Source organism: Trabulsiella odontotermitis, assembly GCF_001188485.1.
GTDB lineage: Bacteria > Pseudomonadota > Gammaproteobacteria > Enterobacterales > Enterobacteriaceae > Trabulsiella > Trabulsiella odontotermitis_A.
In genome coordinates, this window is record NZ_JNGH01000101.1 from 214,110 (window position 1) to 231,966 (window position 17,857).

A 17,857-nucleotide genomic window follows, 5' to 3' on the forward strand; every position below is an offset into this window, starting at 1 on the left:
AATAAAGAATGTTTATCCGGGCGCTAATGTGAATTTTATGCGAAATCCGTCACCTTTTTGGAATCTGGCTTATTCTTTTCAGGCGGTGCCGCGTGGGGTGGCACCCTTCCGTTTCAGGAGTTTCTATGAGCAGCTTCGACAAACTCACGCTAAAAGATGGCAGCTATCTGTACTTTAAAGACTGGGGCAGCGGGCAACCAGTGGTATTCAGCCACGGCTGGCCATATCGCGTCATCGCTCACGATCGCCGCGGCCATGGTCGTTCAGCGCAGCCCTGGGACGGGCACAATATGGATCAGTACGCGGACGATCTGGCAGAGCTCACCGCGCATCTGAACCTGAAAAACGCCGTCCATGTCGGTCACTCTACCGGCGGTGGTGAAGTGGCGCGCTACATTGGTCGCCACGGTACCGAACGCGTGGCAAAAGCGGTGCTGATTGGTGCGGTAACGCCGATCATGATCAAAACCGATTTCAACCCGAACGGCGTGCCGAAAGAGGTGTTCGACGGCATTCGCGAAGGGGTGATTAACGATCGCGGTGCCTTTTTCTACGAGCTGACGCAGGCGTTTTACGGTTATAACCGCGATGGCGCGAAAGCGTCGGAGGCGGTGCGTCAGGGCTTTGTCGCCCAGGGGTTACAGGGTTCGATTAAAGCGCTTTATGACTGCATCAAAGCATTTTCGGAAACTGACCTGCGTGAAGATCTACGCCGGATGACCATCCCGACGCTGGTGATCCACGGTGATGATGATCAGATTGTTCCCTTCGAAACCTGCGGCAAAGTGGCGGCGGAAATCCTGCCAGATGCAGAACTGAAGGTTTACCATGGCGGCTCTCATGGCATCTGCACGACCCACAAGCAGCAGATCAACGAAGACCTGCTGGCGTTCCTTCAGCGATAACGGTTTTGCCCGACGCATAGTGCGCCGGGCGACCTTTAATAACCGGCTTTGTCGATGACAAACTGCTTACCGCAGTTGCCCGGGTGCGGCTGAGGCAGCAACGCCTCGCGGCTCAGCGGCGCGTTGATGGCATCGGCTTTGATGGCGATTTGCACTTCCGTGAGCCAGGCGGGGTTGCCGTCGCAGGTTAATTTGAAGGCGCCGACGCCTTCTTTGCCCCAGCTTTTCGCCACTGCGGCATTGAAATCATGGCGGCTGACGGTTTTGCCGTAGTTGTTGGCAAGGAACTGACCGACCNCGTTCAGCCGCACCATCGTGCCGAAATAGGCATCCGGATCGAAACCGAAACAGACGCCGTGCTTGGCGTATTCGTAACGTTCAAGGCAGGAATTTCCCCCCGCGCCCGGCATCGCGTTATTTAACTGATTCGCCATCTCCAGTGACAGCCCGGTTTCGGCGGGCGCGCCTTTCCCGCAGCCAAAACGCATCCAGCGACGATCATCAACGCCGCGTGAAGCAATGGATTTGGGGAGTCCAGGCCATAACCCGTGCACGGTGAGATGGCGGGTTTTGTCTTTCTGCTCACGCTGCAACTGGCACTCGGCGGGTTCCTTGCGATTCATGTCGTACTGACTCTGGCAAAAACCGGTTTGCCAGGAGAGCGCCAGCACATAGCGATCGAAATCGGCGTAGCGGGTGGCAGTCAGCGGGGCGGCGGTGGCGTGCGTCGCGCAGAGCACCGCAGCGACGGCGGCGCTGGCAACAATATCCTTCCTGAACATTTGTATTCCTGATGATAGGCGTTGATTGATTTCTGTGACTAATTAAAGCATAAAAATGGCGCCCTCAGGCGCCATTTCATCACTGCGTCGCTTACAGGAGCCTGGCGGAAGGTACCAGAATCTCTGTGGCGACAATCACTACGATCAGGCCAACCAGCACCGGCACCGAGGTGCGCTTCACCACCTCAAACGGCGAGATTTTTGCCATACCGGCAACGGCAACCACCACACCGGAGACCGGGGAGATGGTACGGCCGAGGTTTGACGCCTGCAGCATCGGAATCGACAGATAGGCCGGGTTAATGCCGGACGACTGTGCCAGTTTGGGGATCATTTCAACGAACGCATAGAACGGCGCGTTACCTGAACCGGTAGTGACCGCCGCCAGCATAGTCAGAATGACCAGCACCAGCATCAGGATGATGCTCGCTGAGCCAAACGAGGTGGCGATGGCGATCAGGCTGTCGATAAAGCCGATGGTGCTCAGGCCTTGTGCGAACACGCCTGCGGCGACTAACAGCATCACCACGTTAGCGAAGGCATCCGCCATGCCGCGCCAGGCGACGTCCAGACCGGCAAAGACATTTTTCACGTTGAAACCGCGGACGAATTCCAGCACTGCCGCCAGCAGCATACACATCACCAGAATGGTGATGATGTGCAGTTCCGGGCCCCATTTGCCGTCAAAAATCAGCACGCCGACGATCGGCGTAAACGGCAGAATGGCGTAGAACGCTGGCGCCGTGGTGGTGATTTCATTCACGTCCAGCATTTCATGCTTCGCGTTTTCTTTTTTATCCAGATAGCGCTGCCAGAAAAAATGGGCGATGGCCATGCAGATAATCGCCGCAATCGAAATCGGCAGCGTGGTTTTAAAGGCAAAATCAATTAACGGCATTTCTGCCGCCTGCGCTGCCAGCACCACGTCTCCGGACGTCGGGGAGAGAATAATTGCGGCCGGAGACGCACAGATGGCGGCCGCCGCGCCGCGACTGATGCCGACGTTGACCATCACCGGGAACAGCGTCGCCATTAACAGCACGCCGAGGCCGGTGGCTGACGAGACTGCCAGCGACATCAGGCAGGCCACGAAGTAGGCCGCAATCATCAGCAGGTAAGGGGAGTTGATGTAGCTCAGCGGTTTTGAGGCCAGCTTCACCACGATATCGTTGGCGCCAATGTGGGTCATATATGCTGCAAACCCGCACAGCATCATAATCATCATGCCGAGGTCGCCACCGCGACTCATCAGCAGAACTTTCACGTATTCGACAATGTCAGTGGCAGAGTAACCGGTACTGGTGTTACTCGATGGCAAAATCTTATGGCCCATCAAGGCACTGACGATCAGTAATAACAAACCGCCGACAAATAATACGCCCGTGGCGGAATACCCTTTGATGATATACCGGGCAACGCCCGCGACCACCAACACTCCGATCAGGAGTTCAACTATTATCATTAACATTATTATCACCGTTCCCAAAGAATCTTCTGCAAGAATAGTTGTTCAAGAAATGAAGAAGTGCAATCTGCCTAAAAAGTGGGCAAAACTTGCTGACGAAAATCAAGAAAGTGGAAGATTAGCCCGATACGGTATGAATTAAAACTCCTGGGTCACAATTTTATCGAGGCCCTTAATTATCGTCGTTGTAGAGCGTTTGATATATTAATGAAAAGCAAATGTTAAAAATTATAATAAAAGAGTTGAATAATACAACGGCTGCGTAAAATAAGTAAAAAACGCTTTATTAATAAAAAGGCTGCTGCTTATACTCGGGCCACGTTCCCCACGCGATGTCAGACTATGCACGCCAACTGGATTAACCGTCTGCGCTTTATGAAAAAACATCTTCTGATGTTTTTGCTGGCGTTTGGCTGGTTATTTATCCAGAGTCAGATTGCCCTCGCGGCGCATCGCTGTGACATCGATCTGCAGGGCGACATTGCGGCGATCCAGCATCAGGATCACCAGATGGCGAAAGGGGACATGCAGCAGGTGAATCCGCAAGGTTCACTCTGTGAAAAGCACTGTATTCCTGATTCTTCGCCGAAAATGCCCGATCACCCCGTTCACGCCGCGCTACCCGCGACGCTGGAACTGGTCGCGGTCGAGCAGCCCTGCCAGACAATATCCGATGCGACATGGTCGCTCACACCGCCCGCCTCCGGGCCTCCCGCCACCCTCCGTTTTTGCCGATTCAGAGAATAGAGACACCCGTAATCCGTTGGTTTTATTTATTTCATTAACGATTACTGGAGTACTGTTATGTCTCGTATTTTTTCCGCGCTGACCGGCGTGCTGTTCGCGTTTACCGTATTCGCTGCCCATTCAACCTCCATGTCTCACGATCACATGAACATGACGGGTGACGCGGCTTCCGCACAACCGACTTATCACACCGAAGGGGTCGTGAAACAGATCACGCCGACCTCGCTGACCCTTTCTCACCACGCCATTGCTGAACTCAACTGGCCACCGATGACCATGCAGTTTGCACTGGCGTCGGACGTTACGCTGCCTGCGCTGAAGGTTGGTGACAAGGTCGCGTTCTCCTTCATTCAGGGCGATGCGGGTTATCAGATAGTCTCGCTGAACGCACTGAACTGAGCCGGAGGCGATATGACACACCGAACGCTGAGCCTGTGGCTCGGCGGGGTGTTGTTCGGCGTCATGCACACCGCACAGGCGGTGCCGATGACGCTCGCGCAAACCCTGACCGCCGCCCAGCACTATTCCGCGGAACTGTCCGCCAGCCGTAACGAAGCGCAAGCCCTGTCGTCGATGGCCGACTCGGCGCGTGAACTGCCGGACCCGAAGCTCAAATTTGGTATTGAAAACCTCCCTGTTCAGGGCAGCAATGACCGGCGCTTTACCCGCGAAGGGATGACCATGTCGCGGATTGGCGTTATGCAAAGCTACATCAGTTCTGAAAAACGTGACCGCAAAGCCGAGACGCTTCAGGCGGAAGCCCGCGGCGTGACGGCGAAATCAGAAGCCATTCGCGCCGCGCTGCAGCGGGATACCGCGCAGGCCTGGCTCGATCTGGCGCTGTCAGAANNCCGCGCGCAAGCTGGTCGATGAAACTGTTCGTCAGCAGGGCACCCAGAAAGCCAGCGTCGGCGCTGGTACGGCGGCGCCTGAAAGCGTACTGGCGCTGCAGGTGTCGCTTGGCGCGATGCGCGATAAGGTCACGCTGGCAGAGCGGGACGTTCGCCTGGCGCAGGCGCGATTGCTGCAGCTAAGCGGAGAAACGATCACTGGTGTCAGCGGTAAACTGCCGCCATATCAACGGCTGCCTGCGGATGAGAAAACGCTGGTGGAAGGCGTGGCGCTGCACCCGGAAGTNTGGCCGGGGTGATGTTCACCGTGGATATGCCGTTGTTCCAGTCGAAACGACAGGATAAAGACTACGCCGCCGACGTCTCCCGTACCTATCAGGCTAACGATCAACTGGCGCTGACCGAGCGAGAGCACGTCGCGCAGGTCAATTCGCTGGTGGCGGAATATCAGGCCGCCTCCGCGCTATGGCTGCGTCAGACGGATGAAATCTTGCCGCTGCAACAGCGCCGTCTGGCGTTGCTGACCGCGCAATACCGCGCCGGGCAATCGGATCTCTCTACCTTGCTCAGCGCGCGCCGCGATCTTCTCGATACCACCCTGACCGCCATTCAGGCGGAAAAAGAGGTCGCCCGCAACTGGGCGGCGATCCACTATTTGATCCCGCAGGAGTCCGCGCAATGAAAAAANCCGCTGCTTCACCGACCGCCTCTATGCCGGAACGTAAAGTGCTGTACTGGTACGATCCGATGATGCCCGGTCAGCGCTTTGATAAACCAGGCAAATCGCCGTTTATGGATATGGATCTGGTGCCGCGCTATGCCGATGAAACCCCGGCGGATAACAGTGTCAGCATTAGCGCGCAACAGCAGCAGAACCTGGGCATGAAGGTGGCGAAAGCAGAGATCCGCCGCCTGCAAACGACTTTCTCGGCGTTTGCCACCGTCACCACTGACGAGCGCAGCGTGCAACTGATTCCGTCGCCCGCCAGTGGCGTCGTCGAGAAGCTGTTCGTTCGTGCGCCGCAGCAGTGGGTGAAAGCGGGCGAGCCGTTAGCGCAATTGTGGATCCCCGACTGGACGGCGGCGCAGCAGGAATATCTGGCGGGGCGGTGCGCCAGCTCGGCGATGCGGCGTTAACCCGCGCCGCGCGTGAACGTCTGGCGCTGCAGTTTATGCCGGAACCGGTGATCCGCCTGCTTGAGCGCACGGGGAAACCGCAGACGCGCATCACATTGCGTGCGGAAAACGCGGGCTACGTGGCGAAACTCGACACCCGAGAAGGCGCACAGGTTGTCGCCACCGCGCCGCTGTTTGAACTGGCGCGTCTTGATCCGGTCTGGGTGGTGATTGATTACCCGCAATCGCAGGCGCAGTTGCTGACGCCGGGCAGCGAGATCGTCGCAACGTCCGACAGCTGGCCGGGCGAAACTTTTAGCGGTCAGGTCAGCGAACTGCTGCCACAGCTGGAAGCGACGACGCGGACCCTGAAGGCGCGTATCGTGCTGAAAAATCCGCAGCAAAAACTGAAACCCGGCATGTTTCTGACGGTGACGCGTCCGGTGGCTGACGATCGTCCGCCGGTGCTGGCGGGACCGGAAGAGGNTGATCGTCGCCACCGGCAACGGTCATTTCCGGGCGGTGAACGTCACGCGTGGCATAACGGCCGAGGGTTGGACGGAAATTCAGAGCGGGCTGCAGGAAGGCAACGATGTTGTCACCTCCGGGCAGTTCCTTATCGATTCCGAGGCCAGCCTGCGCAGCGCATTGCCGGAACAGACAGCGGAAAAACCGGCGGTGAAAAATTATGAAACGACAGGCGTCATCACCGCGCTTGATGGCACCACCATCACGCTCGCCCATGAGCCGATCCCGGCGCTCAACTGGGGGGCGATGACCATGGACTTCACCCTCGCCAGCCCGCCGTCCGGCGTGGCCGTGGGTGACAAAGTGATGTTTCAGTTCACGCTGGATGATGAAAAAGGCGCAGTCATCACGCATCTGATGCCCGCCGGGGAGGGGATGAAATGATCGCTGCCATCATTCGTGCTGCGTTACGTAATCGTCTGCTGATTATTCTGGCGGCCATTGGCATGGCGGCCTGGGGATGGTGGTCCGTGCAGCGGGCACCGCTCGACGCGTTGCCGGACCTCTCCGACGTGCAGGTGATTATTCGTGCCAGCGATCCGGGCAAAGCGCCGCAGGTCATTGAAGATCAGGTCACTTATCCGTTAACCACCACCATGCTGTCGGTGCCGGGGGCGAAAACGGTGCGCGGCTTCTCCATGTTCGGCGATGCGTATGTCTACGTGCTGTTTGAAGACGGCACGGACATCTACTGGGCGCGCTCCCGGGTGCTGGAGTATCTCAGCCAGATCCAGTCGCAACTGCCGGAAGGTGTAAGCGTGTCATTAGGGCCGGACGCCACCGGGGTGGGCTGGATCTACGAGTATGCGCTGGTCGACCGCAGCGGCAAACACAGCCTGGCCGACCTGCGTGCGTTGCAGGACTGGACGCTGAAATATGAACTGAAAACCGTTCCAAACGTGTCTGAAGTGGCGAGCGTTGGCGGGATGGTGCGTCAGTATCAGATTGTTGCTGACCCGGCGAAAATGCGTGCGCTGAATATTACCCATCAGCAGCTCACTGACGCGGTCAAAGCGGCGAATCAGGAGAGCGGCGGGGCGCTGATTGAGATGGGTGAAGCGGAATACATGGTACGCACCACCGGCTATCTCAAAGACCTGGATGCGTTTCGTCAGGTGGTGATCGCCAGTCGTGAAGGCGTGCCGGTGTTGCTGTCTGACGTTGCCGATGTGCGCTATGGCCCGGAACTTCGTCGTGGCGTGGCGGAGCTGAACGGCGAAGGCGAAGTGGCAGGCGGTATTATCGTCATGCGTTACGGCAAAAACGCGCTGGAAACCATTCATGCGGTGAAGGAAAAACTGCAGGCGATTCAGAAAACGCTGCCGGACGGGGTGGAAATTGTTCCGGTTTATGACCGTTCGACGCTGATTGAGCACGCTATTGAGACGCTCACCCATAAACTGATTGAAGAATTTATCGTTGTCGCACTGGTGTGCACGTTGTTTTTGTTCCACTTCCGCTCAGCGCTGGTGGCGATTGTCTCCCTGCCGCTGGGGATCCTCGGTGCGTTCATCGTCATGCATTACCAGGGAATTAACGCCAACATCATGTCGCTCGGCGGGATCGCCATTGCCATCGGTGCAATGGTCGATGCGGCGATTGTGATGATCGAGAATATGCACAAAGTGCTCGAACAATGGCGGCACGATCACCCTGAACAGACGCCGACGGATGCAGACTACTGGCGGATAGCCGGGCAGGCGGCGACCGACGTGGGCCCGGCGCTGTTCTGTAGTTTGTTGATCATCACCCTGTCGTTTATTCCGGTGTTCTCGCTGGAAGCGCAGGAAGGGCGGATGTTTTCGCCGCTGGCTTTCACCAAAACCTGGGCGATGGCGGTGGCGGCAGGGCTGGGGATCACACTCGTGCCGGTGCTGATGGGCTATTTCATTCGCGGGCGTATTCCCGATGAAAAAGCCAACCCGCTGAACCGCTGGCTGATTCGCGCCTATGAGCCGCTGCTCGACAAGGTACTCGCCCGGCCAAAAACGACGCTCGGGCTGGCGCTGGTATTGCTGGCGCTGACACTGTGGCCGCTGAGCCGCCTCGGCAGCGAATTTATGCCGCCGCTGGACGAAGGGGATCTGTTATATATGCCGTCCACGCTGCCAGGCATTTCGGCACGTGAAGCCGGGCGATTACTGCAACAAACCGATCGGCTGATTAAAAGCGTGCCGGAAGTGGAAAGCGTTTTCGGTAAAGCAGGAAGGGCGGATTCCGCCACCGATCCGGCGCCGTTGACCATGACCGAAACCACTATTCACTTCAAACCCCGCGACCAGTGGCGCGAGGGGATGACGCCGGACAAGCTGGTGGCTGAACTGGATAAAACGGTGAGCGTGCCGGGAATTGCCAACGTCTGGGTGCCGCCGATCCGCAACCGTCTCGATATGCTGGCGACGGGGATCAAAAGCCCGGTCGGGATCAAAGTGAATGGTAACAACCTGGCGGATATCGAACGCGTGGCGATGCAGATTGAACAGGTGGTGAAAGGCGTGCCTGGCGTGACGTCGGCGCTGGCGGAACGCCTGTCCGGTGGGCGCTACGTGGATATCAGCATCAACCGGCGGCAGGCCGCGCGTTATGGCGTTTCGGTGCAGGAACTGCAGTCGCTGGTAGCGACGCTGGTGGGCGGCGACAACATCGGGCAAACCATCGAGGGGCGCGAACGTTACCCGATCAACATCCGCTATCCGCGCGAGCTGCGCGATAACGTCGACAAGCTGCGCGCACTGCCGGTTATCACGGCCAACGGCAGTCAGATTGCGCTTGGCGAGCTGGCGGATATCCGCATCACCGAAGGGCCGCCGATGCTGAAAAGCGAAAATGCGCGCTTATCTAACTGGATTTATGTCGATCTTCGCGGTCGCGATTTGAAATCAGCAGTGGATGAAATGCAGCAGCGCGTTGCGCAACAGGTGAAACTGCCGCAGGGTGTGTCGCTTTCGTGGTCCGGGCAGTTTGAATATCTGGAACGCGCCACGGCAAAACTGAAAATAGTGCTGCCGGTGACCTTAATGATTATTTTTGTGCTGCTCTGGCTTACCTTCCGACGTATTAGCGACGTGTTGCTGATAATGGGCACGTTGCCGTTTTCGCTGATTGGCGGCGTATGGCTGTTATGGCTGCTGGGATATAACTTATCGGTGGCGGGGGCGGTCGGGTTTATCGCCCTGGCCGGTGTAGCTGCTGAGTTCGGCGTTATTATGGTGCTGTACCTTAATCACGCGCTGGAAAAATACCAGACGCGGGATCCGCAGGGTGGAAATAAGATGCTGATGCGGGCGATTCATGAAGGCGCGGTGCTGCGCGTGCGGCCTAAAGTGATGACCGTGGCGACGATCATGGCTGGGCTGNNAATGATCACCGCCCCCTTGTTGTCGATGTTGGTTATTCCGGCAGTATATCGTTTGCTTCATCAAAAATAGATAAGTGGTTCCGCATTCTTATTAAGGGTGCGGAATCAGTACGTTATCCCGGCGTCCAGGAAAACTCGGATAAAGTCTCATTTCGTTAAGGTTCTATTAATATTATCTTCGCTATCGTATCCGGCTCAGTAAATGGAAGTGGTATTTTTAACGTGGCGAGTCTTAAGCGATTTTATTTATTTTTTCTGGTGCTGTCGGGTTCTGTACTGTTTACGTCGGGGGCGCAAGCCTCGTTCACAGCAACAGTTCTCGATGGATATAACACCCTTAGCAATAACATTGCGCAAACGTGGCACTCCCCGGAACATTACGAACTGTATGTTCCCGCGATTACCTGGCATGCCCGCTTTGCTTACGACAAGGAAAAAACCGACAGATATAACGAACGCCCCTGGGGCGCCGGGTTTGGTCAGTCCCGCTGGGATGAGAAGGGCAACTGGCACGGCCTGTACCTGATGGCCTTTAAAGATTCGTATAACAAGTGGGAGCCGATTGGCGGCTACGGCTGGGAAAAAACCTGGCGACCACTGACGGATGATAATTTCCATCTTGGTCTCGGTTATACCGTGGGCGTAACGGCGCGCGATAACTGGCATTACATTCCGGTGCCGCTAGTTTTACCGCTGGCGTCAATCGGTTACGGCCCGGCGACGTTCCAGATGACGTATATTCCGGGCACCTATAATAACGGCAACGTGTACTTTGCCTGGATGCGCTTTCAGTTTTAAATTTTGCATTAGTTTATTCAGAAACGGCATAAGTCGTTTCTGACCTTGCAAAACAAGGCATAAAGTCTGATTAAGGGAAAAGTTAGAGACTTTTATCACTTTTTAGCAAAGTTACGCTGGACAAAAGCCATCACAATTGTTGTACTGGTACGCGACACAGCATTTGTGTCTATTTTCATGTAAAGGTAATATTGATGTCTAAGATTAAAGGTAACGTTAAGTGGTTTAATGAGTCCAAAGGATTCGGTTTCATTACTCCTGAAGATGGTAGCAAAGACGTGTTCGTACACTTCTCTGCAATCCAGACCAACGGCTTCAAAACTCTGGCTGAAGGTCAGCGTGTAGAGTTCGAAATCACTAACGGTGCCAAAGGTCCTTCTGCTGCAAACGTAACTGCTCTGTAAGCATTACGATAGCTGAATTCCAAAACCCGCTCACGAGCGGGTTTTTTTATGCCAGTTTACCGGCTGGAGAAGAGCCAGAATGCCGCTGCAGTCATTGCGAAAGAGCCCAGCAGGTTAACGGCAACGTTGAGCATCGCCCAGCCAAAACGCCCGTCCTGTAACAGGAAAACCACTTCCGCAGAAAAGGTGGAAAACGTCGTCAGCCCGCCGCAAAACCCGGTGGTGATCAGCAGTTTCCACATCGGATCAATGCCCGTCGCCCGGTTAAACCACGCAAGCCCGGCGCCAATAATGAAGGCCCCTAACAGGTTAGCCGTTAGCGTCCCCACCGGAATTGCATGATGCAGCGGATTTAACCGCATCCCCAACAGCCAGCGCATCACACTTCCTGTCCCACCACCAATAAATACTGCCAAAAGGATTTGTAACACCGCAATTTCCTGCTATCTACATAGAAAGGATTCAAGTTTACCGTCAGAGTGAAGTCTCTGGCTACGGGTTAACACAATGAGAGTCAAAACATGATAGTCGCTGCGGGACAATTTATCGTCACTTCCGAATGGGCGCGAAATGCTGAACGCTGTGTGGCGCTGATGCAGGAGGCGGCGCAGCATCGTGCCTCGCTGCTGGTGTTACCCGAGGCGTTGTTGGCACGTGCGGATGATGACCCTGATTTATCGGTGAAATCCGCACAAACGCTGGAGGGCGGGTTTCTTGCGTTGCTCAAAGCAGAAAGCCGCCGCAACACGATGACGACGGTGCTGACCCTCCACGTACCATCGTCGGCCGGGCGCGCCGTGAATACGCTGGTGGCGCTGCGCGAAGGCGAAGTGATTGCTCGCTATGAGAAGCTCCATCTCTACGATGCGTTTAGTATTCAGGAATCGCGGTTGGTCGATGCCGGTCAGCAGGTTCCACCGCTGATTAAGGTAGATGGCATGTCGGTCGGGCTGATGACCTGCTATGACCTGCGCTTCCCTGAGCTGGCGCTGACGCTCGCCTTGCAGGGCGCGGACCTGCTGGCGCTGCCTGCCGCCTGGGTACGCGGGCCGTTGAAAGAGCATCACTGGGCAACGCTGGTTGCCGCCCGGGCGCTGGATACCACCTGCTACCTGGTGGCGTCGGGGGAATGCGGGAACCGCAATATCGGTCTTAGCCGGATTGTTGACCCGTTGGGCGTGACGCTCGCCGGGGCTTCCGACCAGCCTCAGTTGATTTTTGCTGAGGTGAATCGTGAGCATCTGCAACAGGTACGGAGCAAACTGCCGGTGCTGAAGAATCGCCGGTTTGCGCCACCGCAACTATTGTGACGTTTTTTTAAACAACGCTTGATTCACCTTGTTACAGATTGCTATTGTGTGCACGCGTCAAATGACCGTTAATACGCTATGGGTTAATGGCGCGCATTGCGGCCTGTTTATTGAAGAAGGTATCTATGGGTGAGATTAGTATTACCAAACTGCTGGTAGTGGCAGCGCTGATTGTCCTGGTGTTTGGTACTAAAAAGTTACGTACGCTGGGCGGCGACCTGGGTTCTGCCATTAAAGGCTTCAAAAAAGCCATGAATGACGATGACACCACGGCGAAAAAGAGCACAGAGGAAGAGGCTCCGGCGGAAAAGATCGCTCATAAAGAGTGACCACAGCCTGACTGAGCGGTTCGCAGAGACAAAAAACCGGCACACGTGCCGGTTTTTTTATGGGATCTGTAAACAGTTGTAACGGCGTTACTTCACTTCTTCGCCTTTCGCCTGTAGATCGGCATGGTAGGACGATCGAACGAACGGGCCACAGGCTGCGTGGGTAAAGCCCATCGCCAGCGCTTCCGCTTTCATTTCATCAAACTCGTCCGGGCTGACGTAGCGCTGCACCGGCAGGTGGTGACGGCTCGGCTGCAGATACTGGCCCAGCGTCAGCATGGTCACGCCATGGCGACGCAGATCGCGCATCACTTCGATGATCTCAGCGTTGGTTTCACCCAGACCAACCATCAGGCCAGACTTGGTTGGGATCTCCGGGTGCGCTTCTTTAAAGCGTTCCAGCAGCTTCAGCGACCAGGCGTAATCCGCGCCAGGACGCACCTGCCGATACAGACGCGGCACGTTCTCCAGGTTGTGGTTGAAGACGTCCGGCGGGGTTTCAGTGAGGATTTCCAGCGCGCGATCCATACGGCCACGGAAGTCCGGAACCAGCGTCTCGATTTTAATCGTGGGGTTTTTCTCACGAATAGCCGTGATGCAGTCCGCGAAATGCTGAGCACCGCCATCGCGCAAATCATCGCGGTCTACGGACGTTACCACGACATAGCGCAGCGCCATATCGGCGATGGTCTGCGCCAGTTTCTGCGGTTCGTTCGCGTCCGGCGCGACAGGGCGACCGTGGGCAACGTCACAGAACGGGCAACGACGGGTGCAGATAGCCCCGAGGATCATAAAGGTGGCGGTACCGTGATTGAAACATTCAGCAAGGTTAGGGCAGGAGGCTTCTTCACAGACGGAGTGCAGGCCATTTTTGCGCATTGCTGCTTTGATACCCTGGATACGGGAAGAGTCCGCCGGAAGCTTAATTTTCATCCATTCCGGCTTGCGCAACAGAGCTTCTCGCTCAGTGACCACGTTTTTAACCGGGATAAGGGCCATTTTATCGGCATCGCGGTACTTAACACCGCGTTCCATCACAATGGGTTTACTCATAGCGTGCGTGTTCCAGTTGCGAGTAACAGAAGGAAAGCGTTTCAATTCAAGGGAATGTTGTATTTATCAACTATTTTTGAATTAATGACAGGCAGTATATCATTGAAACGGGTAATAAAGCAGCCCGGGAGCCCGCCAAATTGTAAAATAATTGTTGATTAATGCGTTTTAGCCTGCCTCACCCAGATAAACATCCCGCCGCCACGAATCATCAAAAAGTCTGACGAATAATGCTGATTAAATTTTGCAGTACCGGATCACGCAGGCTCAGTTTGTTGTAATGCAGTGAAAATTCAATCTGTTCTTCTTCGAGCGGGGCAAAGTTGAGCGCTTTTAAGTGCCAGCCTTTTTCCGCTACCGCGAAAAACCGCCCCGGCATCAGGTCGAGCAAATCGCTGCTGCCAATCAGGGCCGCCGTGGTGAACAGATTGTAACTGCTGAAGCTGACCTGGCGATTGGGTAACAGATCATAGAGCCGTTTCTGGAGATGGGCCAGCGCGTGTCCCTCGGTCATCAGCATCGTGTATTCATACGCGCTGAGGGCGTCCACCGTCACCGGGCTTTTCAGTAGCGGGTGCTTGTCACGGCAGGCCAGAACGATGTTGTCACGGAATAGCACGTGATGACTGAGCGTGCGGGTGGTGTGGACGTGGCTGTCGATGATCAAATCGGTCTGAAACTGCCCCAACTGACTGGGCGCGTCCACGACCGGAATATTGCGTATCAACAGCTGCGGCAAGTGGTGTTTCATCGCCTTGTAGATCTCAGGCATGATGACGGCGCCAATCGACGGCGGTGTGCCGATGGTAATGGTGCGCTGTTTGTCGTAACTGCCCGTCAGATCCAGTGCCCCCAGAATCGATTCCAGCCCCTGGCTGATATATTCGTGCAGATGCAGCGCATAGGCTGTTGGCGTCACGCCCTGGCCCTTGCGGATAAAAAGCGGGTCAGGAAATATAGTGCGTAGCTTCTGAATCGACTGGCTAATAGCAGAAGGCGTAAGATTCAGAACTTTAGCAGCATTAACAATGCCTTTATGCACATATACGGCTTCAAAAATGGTCAATAAATTGAGGTCGATATTGCGTAATGTCCGGAAGATTTGTGACGTGTCGTTTTCGCGATGGTGACTAATTGGGCTTTCCGGTAAATCGTTATATTCCACACTTTTGCTCCGTATTCATTCACAATATGAATGATAGTTGAGAATCCCTATTTTGTTATTATCTATTTTGAGGTGAAGCCAATCGCCAGGGGTCATTTTTGCTTTTGTGTCAACGTATTATGTATATGAATATATACGATTCTGGTGTTAACGAAACAATCGAAAACAAAGTTTTGCTTTAAGTAAAACTATTGCCTGAAGAAAAAATATAGAAACTCAGGAAGGAAGTAAAGAGATGGAGCACGAAAGAGAGCCAGGTCCGGCAAATTACCGGACCCTTAAATGTTATTTATTAAGTAAGGATATATTCATGTGGTGGATTGTTTAGCAAGGCTAACAAATTAGAAACCAGCACCGGGGCGATATTTTCTACCGTCGCTTCAGAACACCACTGCTGTAATTGTGTCATTTCCATTCCGGCATACCCGCACGGGTTGATGCGCAAAAAGGGCGATAAATCCATGGCGATATTCAGCGCCAGGCCATGAAACGAACATCCTTTACGAATGCGCAGCCCCAGCGAGCAGATTTTTTTTTCGCCGACGTACACGCCGGGCGCGTCAGCGCGAGGGTGAGCGTCAACGCCATATTCCGCCAGCGTATGGACCACGGTTTGTTCCAGCAGCGTGACCAGCTCACGCACGCCCAGCTTGCGGCGCTTTAGGTTCAGTAACACATACATCACCTGCTGTCCGGGCCCGTGATAGGTCACCTGGCCGCCACGATCGCTCTGAATTACCGGGATATCACCAGGCATCAGCACATGTTCGGCTTTGCCCGCCTGACCCTGCGTAAACACCGGTAAATGCTCTACCAGCCAGATTTCATCCAACGTGGTTTCGTCACGCTTATCAGTGAACTCGTGCATCGCCTGAGAGACGGGTTCGTAAGGTTGCAGGCCGAGTTGGCGGATGAGAATTTTAGAGTGATCCACGACAGCATCTCCGCAGAGAAGGAAAATCAGATGGCGGGGAGTATAACACAGCGGGGAGGGCAGTTACCCGGCGCACCGGGTAACAAGGGCATTACAGCACCATACGAACAATTTCGATATTGCCTAATTCTTCGTACAGCGTTTCGACCTGCTCAATATGGGTCGCCGTGATGGTGATGGAGACCGAGTGGTAATTGCCTTTGCTGCTGGGTTTTACCTGCGGAGAGTAATCACCTGGCGCATGGCGCTGCACCACTTCCACCACCTGATCAACCAGCTCAGGCTTCGCCAGACCCATCACTTTGTAAGTAAAGGGAGTAGGGAATTCAAGCAGTTCGTTAAGTTTGGTTTTCATGTCAGCTCCGGGTGGTATAAAAAACGACTCCCTGCTTCCGCGCGCAGCGCAAAAACAGGGAGTAGTGATATTGATAGCTAGTATATGGGGACGTAAATCACACTTTCAAGTGTGCAATTATTAGCCAAACCAGTGATGGAACATTAACTTAATGTAATCAATGATTTTGCCGAAGAAGTTTCCTTCCGGGATTTCCTGCAAAACAACCAGCGGGCGCTGATCGATGGTTTTACCGTCGAGCTGGAAGTTAATGGTGCCCACCACCTGGTTTTTCTGCAGTGGGGCGTGCAGTTCAGCGGTGTTCAGCACGTAGCTGGCTTTCAGATCTTTCATGCGGCCGCGTGGAATGGTCAGGTACAGATCTTTATCAACGCCCAGGGAGGCGCGATCGCTGTCGCCAAACCAGGCGGGCTCGGAGGCAAATTCTTTACCGGCTTTCAGCGGGCTGACGGTTTCAAAGAAGCGGAAGCCCCAGGTCAGCAGCTTTTTGCTTTCGGTTTCACGGCCTTTATAAGTATGGCCGCCCATCACGGCGGAGATCAGACGCATCTGGCCTTCGGTCGCAGACGCCACCAGGTTAAAGCCCGCTTTGTCAGTATGACCGGTTTTAATACCGTCCACTTTCAGGCTGTTGTCCCACAGCAGGCCGTTGCGGTTCAGCTGACGGATGCCGTTAAAGGTGAACTCTTTCTCTTTATAGATGGCGTATTCGTTCGGCACATCGCGGATCAGCGCCTGGCCGATAGTCGCCATATCACGTGCCGAGCTGTACTGGCCGTCAGCGTCCAGGCCATGAACGGTCTGGAAGTGTGTGTTCTTGAGGCCGAGGGCGTTAACGTAGCTGTTCATCAGTCCAACGAACGCGTCCTGGCTGCCTGCCACGTAGTCTGCCATCGCCACGCAGGCATCGTTACCGGACTGCAGGTTAATCCCACGTACCAGCTGTGATACTGGCACCTGCATGCCAGGCTTCAGGAACATCAGGGAAGAGCCCTTGAATACCGGGTTACCCGTTGCCCAGGCATCATTACCGATAGTCACCAGATCGCTGTCTTTAAACTTACCGGCTTTCATGGCCTGACCGATAACGTAGCTGGTCATCATTTTGGTGAGGCTGGCAGGATCGCGGCGTGCGTCGGCATTCTGCTCGGCCAGCACTTTACCTGAGTTGTAATCGATCAGGATGTAGGATTCCGCGTCGATCTGCGGAACGCCTGGGATCATGGTTTTAATATTCAGGTCGTCGGCGCGGGCAGCGGAGGACAGTGCTGCGACGGAGAGCGCCGTAATGAGTAAACGAGCAGAAAAAGTGGTCTTCATGGTCTGAACAACGACATCCGTGATGGAGTTAAAAAAGTGCCTAACTATAACAAATACGCCAGGGGCAAACATCTGACATTACGCATGACTTTGTTAACGATATTTACACGCGTTGACAATGCGAGGTCTGCCTTCGCTGGGGTTTAGTTGGCCCGCGTTATAAACGATTGCAGCTGAGCTTCATTCTGCAGACGCTGCTGAAGCGTGGTGGCTTCCGCTTTGCTGCTGAACGGCCCGAGCTGAATACGCCAGACTGCGCCATTTTGCGTGACGCGGCCAGGCGCAGAAAACTGTTGGCTGAGGCGCTGCTGATACTGCTGAGCGCGAGCCTGATCGCTGACGGCACCCACCTGGACTACAAAATCACCCGTAGCTGCCGCGCTGGCCGTCGGTGCGGTGACCGGTGCGGCAGCGGCCGGGGCAACGCTACCCTGCAC

The 17,857-nt window shown here is 55.1% G+C and carries 17 protein-coding genes and 2 pseudogenes; 10 read left to right on the top strand and 9 right to left on the bottom strand.

Annotated elements, in window-relative coordinates; all coding sequences use genetic code 11:
• Positions 1-125 precede the first annotated feature (125 nt).
• Positions 126-905, top strand: a complete 780-nt coding sequence (locus GM30_RS16065; protein WP_049849432.1) for an alpha/beta fold hydrolase — start codon at positions 126-128, stop codon at positions 903-905.
• Between the two features lie 35 nt (positions 906-940).
• Here the strand turns inward: GM30_RS16065 and GM30_RS16070 are convergent, their stop codons facing one another.
• Complete coding sequence (locus GM30_RS16070; protein WP_049849433.1) at positions 941-1,687, bottom strand: ribonuclease T2 family protein; 747 nt, start codon at positions 1,685-1,687, stop codon at positions 941-943.
• Between the two features lie 91 nt (positions 1,688-1,778).
• The gene (dcuC, locus tag GM30_RS16075; RefSeq protein WP_420802275.1) at positions 1,779-3,149 is read right to left on the bottom strand and encodes an anaerobic C4-dicarboxylate transporter DcuC; all 1,371 of its coding nucleotides are present in this window, start codon (positions 3,147-3,149) and stop codon (positions 1,779-1,781) included.
• Between the two features lie 345 nt (positions 3,150-3,494).
• On the opposite strand from dcuC, the gene GM30_RS16080 reads away from it, so the two are divergent.
• From GM30_RS16080 to cspE, 7 genes and pseudogenes are all read left to right on the top strand, one after another.
• On the top strand, positions 3,495-3,899 hold the full coding sequence (locus GM30_RS16080; RefSeq protein ID WP_049849435.1) for a hypothetical protein: 405 nt from the start codon (positions 3,495-3,497) through the stop codon (positions 3,897-3,899).
• A 57-nt stretch (positions 3,900-3,956) separates the two neighbouring features.
• Positions 3,957-4,298, top strand: coding sequence for a copper-binding protein (locus tag GM30_RS16085; RefSeq protein WP_049849436.1), 342 nt, complete (start codon positions 3,957-3,959; stop codon positions 4,296-4,298).
• Positions 4,299-4,310: 12 nt separating this feature from the next.
• Positions 4,311-5,432: pseudogene (locus GM30_RS16090) on the top strand (TolC family protein).
• A pseudogene (locus GM30_RS16095) lies at positions 5,429-6,778 on the top strand (efflux RND transporter periplasmic adaptor subunit). The pseudogenes GM30_RS16090 and GM30_RS16095 overlap by 4 nt, the downstream one beginning before the upstream one ends.
• Positions 6,775-9,822 (top strand): efflux RND transporter permease subunit, encoded by a 3,048-nt coding sequence (locus tag GM30_RS16100; RefSeq protein ID WP_049849437.1) that lies wholly within the window; start codon positions 6,775-6,777, stop codon positions 9,820-9,822. Before GM30_RS16095 ends, GM30_RS16100 begins: the two are co-directional and overlap by 4 nt.
• Before the next feature lie 152 nt (positions 9,823-9,974).
• Complete coding sequence (gene pagP, locus GM30_RS16105) at positions 9,975-10,550, top strand: lipid IV(A) palmitoyltransferase PagP (RefSeq protein ID WP_049849438.1); 576 nt, start codon at positions 9,975-9,977, stop codon at positions 10,548-10,550.
• Positions 10,551-10,744: 194 nt separating this feature from the next.
• Complete coding sequence (gene cspE, locus GM30_RS16110; protein ID WP_000034826.1) at positions 10,745-10,954, top strand: transcription antiterminator/RNA stability regulator CspE; 210 nt, start codon at positions 10,745-10,747, stop codon at positions 10,952-10,954.
• A gap of 56 nt (positions 10,955-11,010) precedes the next feature.
• Here the strand turns inward: cspE and crcB are convergent, their stop codons facing one another.
• Entirely contained in the window at positions 11,011-11,385 is a 375-nt protein-coding gene (gene crcB / locus GM30_RS16115) for a fluoride efflux transporter CrcB (RefSeq protein ID WP_049849439.1), read from the bottom strand.
• Positions 11,386-11,475: 90 nt separating this feature from the next.
• Between crcB and GM30_RS16120 the strand changes: the two genes are divergently transcribed.
• On the top strand, positions 11,476-12,264 hold the full coding sequence (locus GM30_RS16120) for a deaminated glutathione amidase (protein WP_049849440.1): 789 nt from the start codon (positions 11,476-11,478) through the stop codon (positions 12,262-12,264).
• Between the two features lie 125 nt (positions 12,265-12,389).
• Entirely contained in the window at positions 12,390-12,593 is a 204-nt protein-coding gene (gene tatE / locus GM30_RS16125) for a twin-arginine translocase subunit TatE (protein ID WP_049849441.1), read from the top strand.
• An 87-nt stretch (positions 12,594-12,680) separates the two neighbouring features.
• Here tatE and lipA read toward each other — a convergent pair whose 3' ends face one another.
• From lipA to GM30_RS16155, 6 genes are all read right to left on the bottom strand, one after another.
• Positions 12,681-13,646, bottom strand: coding sequence for a lipoyl synthase (gene lipA / locus GM30_RS16130; protein WP_049849442.1), 966 nt, complete (start codon positions 13,644-13,646; stop codon positions 12,681-12,683).
• Positions 13,647-13,857: 211 nt separating this feature from the next.
• Positions 13,858-14,811 (bottom strand): YbeF family transcriptional regulator, encoded by a 954-nt coding sequence (locus tag GM30_RS16135; protein WP_049849443.1) that lies wholly within the window; start codon positions 14,809-14,811, stop codon positions 13,858-13,860.
• A 292-nt stretch (positions 14,812-15,103) separates the two neighbouring features.
• On the bottom strand, positions 15,104-15,745 hold the full coding sequence (gene lipB / locus GM30_RS16140; RefSeq protein ID WP_049849444.1) for a lipoyl(octanoyl) transferase LipB: 642 nt from the start codon (positions 15,743-15,745) through the stop codon (positions 15,104-15,106).
• 91 nt (positions 15,746-15,836) lie between these two features.
• Positions 15,837-16,100, bottom strand: a complete 264-nt coding sequence (gene ybeD, locus GM30_RS16145) for a DUF493 family protein YbeD (RefSeq protein WP_042392026.1) — start codon at positions 16,098-16,100, stop codon at positions 15,837-15,839.
• 120 nt (positions 16,101-16,220) lie between these two features.
• Complete coding sequence (dacA, locus tag GM30_RS16150; protein WP_049849445.1) at positions 16,221-17,420, bottom strand: D-alanyl-D-alanine carboxypeptidase DacA; 1,200 nt, start codon at positions 17,418-17,420, stop codon at positions 16,221-16,223.
• A gap of 143 nt (positions 17,421-17,563) precedes the next feature.
• A partial coding sequence (locus GM30_RS16155) for an SPOR domain-containing protein (protein WP_193391784.1) occupies positions 17,564-17,857 on the bottom strand: 294 nt, incomplete at its 5' end.

What these genes read in the sequence shown, in the direction of transcription:
- GM30_RS16065 (WP_049849432.1), top strand. Translation starts at nt 126, where the DNA reads ATGAGCAGCTTCGACAAACTCACGCTAAAAGATGGCAGCTATCTGTAC.
- dcuC (WP_420802275.1), bottom strand. Translation starts at nt 3,149, where the DNA reads ATGATAATAGTTGAACTCCTGATCGGAGTGTTGGTGGTCGCGGGCGTT.
- GM30_RS16080 (WP_049849435.1), top strand. Translation starts at nt 3,495, where the DNA reads ATGCACGCCAACTGGATTAACCGTCTGCGCTTTATGAAAAAACATCTT.
- GM30_RS16085 (WP_049849436.1), top strand. Translation starts at nt 3,957, where the DNA reads ATGTCTCGTATTTTTTCCGCGCTGACCGGCGTGCTGTTCGCGTTTACC.
- cspE (WP_000034826.1), top strand. Translation starts at nt 10,745, where the DNA reads ATGTCTAAGATTAAAGGTAACGTTAAGTGGTTTAATGAGTCCAAAGGA.
- GM30_RS16120 (WP_049849440.1), top strand. Translation starts at nt 11,476, where the DNA reads ATGATAGTCGCTGCGGGACAATTTATCGTCACTTCCGAATGGGCGCGA.
- tatE (WP_049849441.1), top strand. Translation starts at nt 12,390, where the DNA reads ATGGGTGAGATTAGTATTACCAAACTGCTGGTAGTGGCAGCGCTGATT.
- lipA (WP_049849442.1), bottom strand. Translation starts at nt 13,646, where the DNA reads ATGAGTAAACCCATTGTGATGGAACGCGGTGTTAAGTACCGCGATGCC.
- ybeD (WP_042392026.1), bottom strand. Translation starts at nt 16,100, where the DNA reads ATGAAAACCAAACTTAACGAACTGCTTGAATTCCCTACTCCCTTTACT.
- dacA (WP_049849445.1), bottom strand. Translation starts at nt 17,420, where the DNA reads ATGAAGACCACTTTTTCTGCTCGTTTACTCATTACGGCGCTCTCCGTC.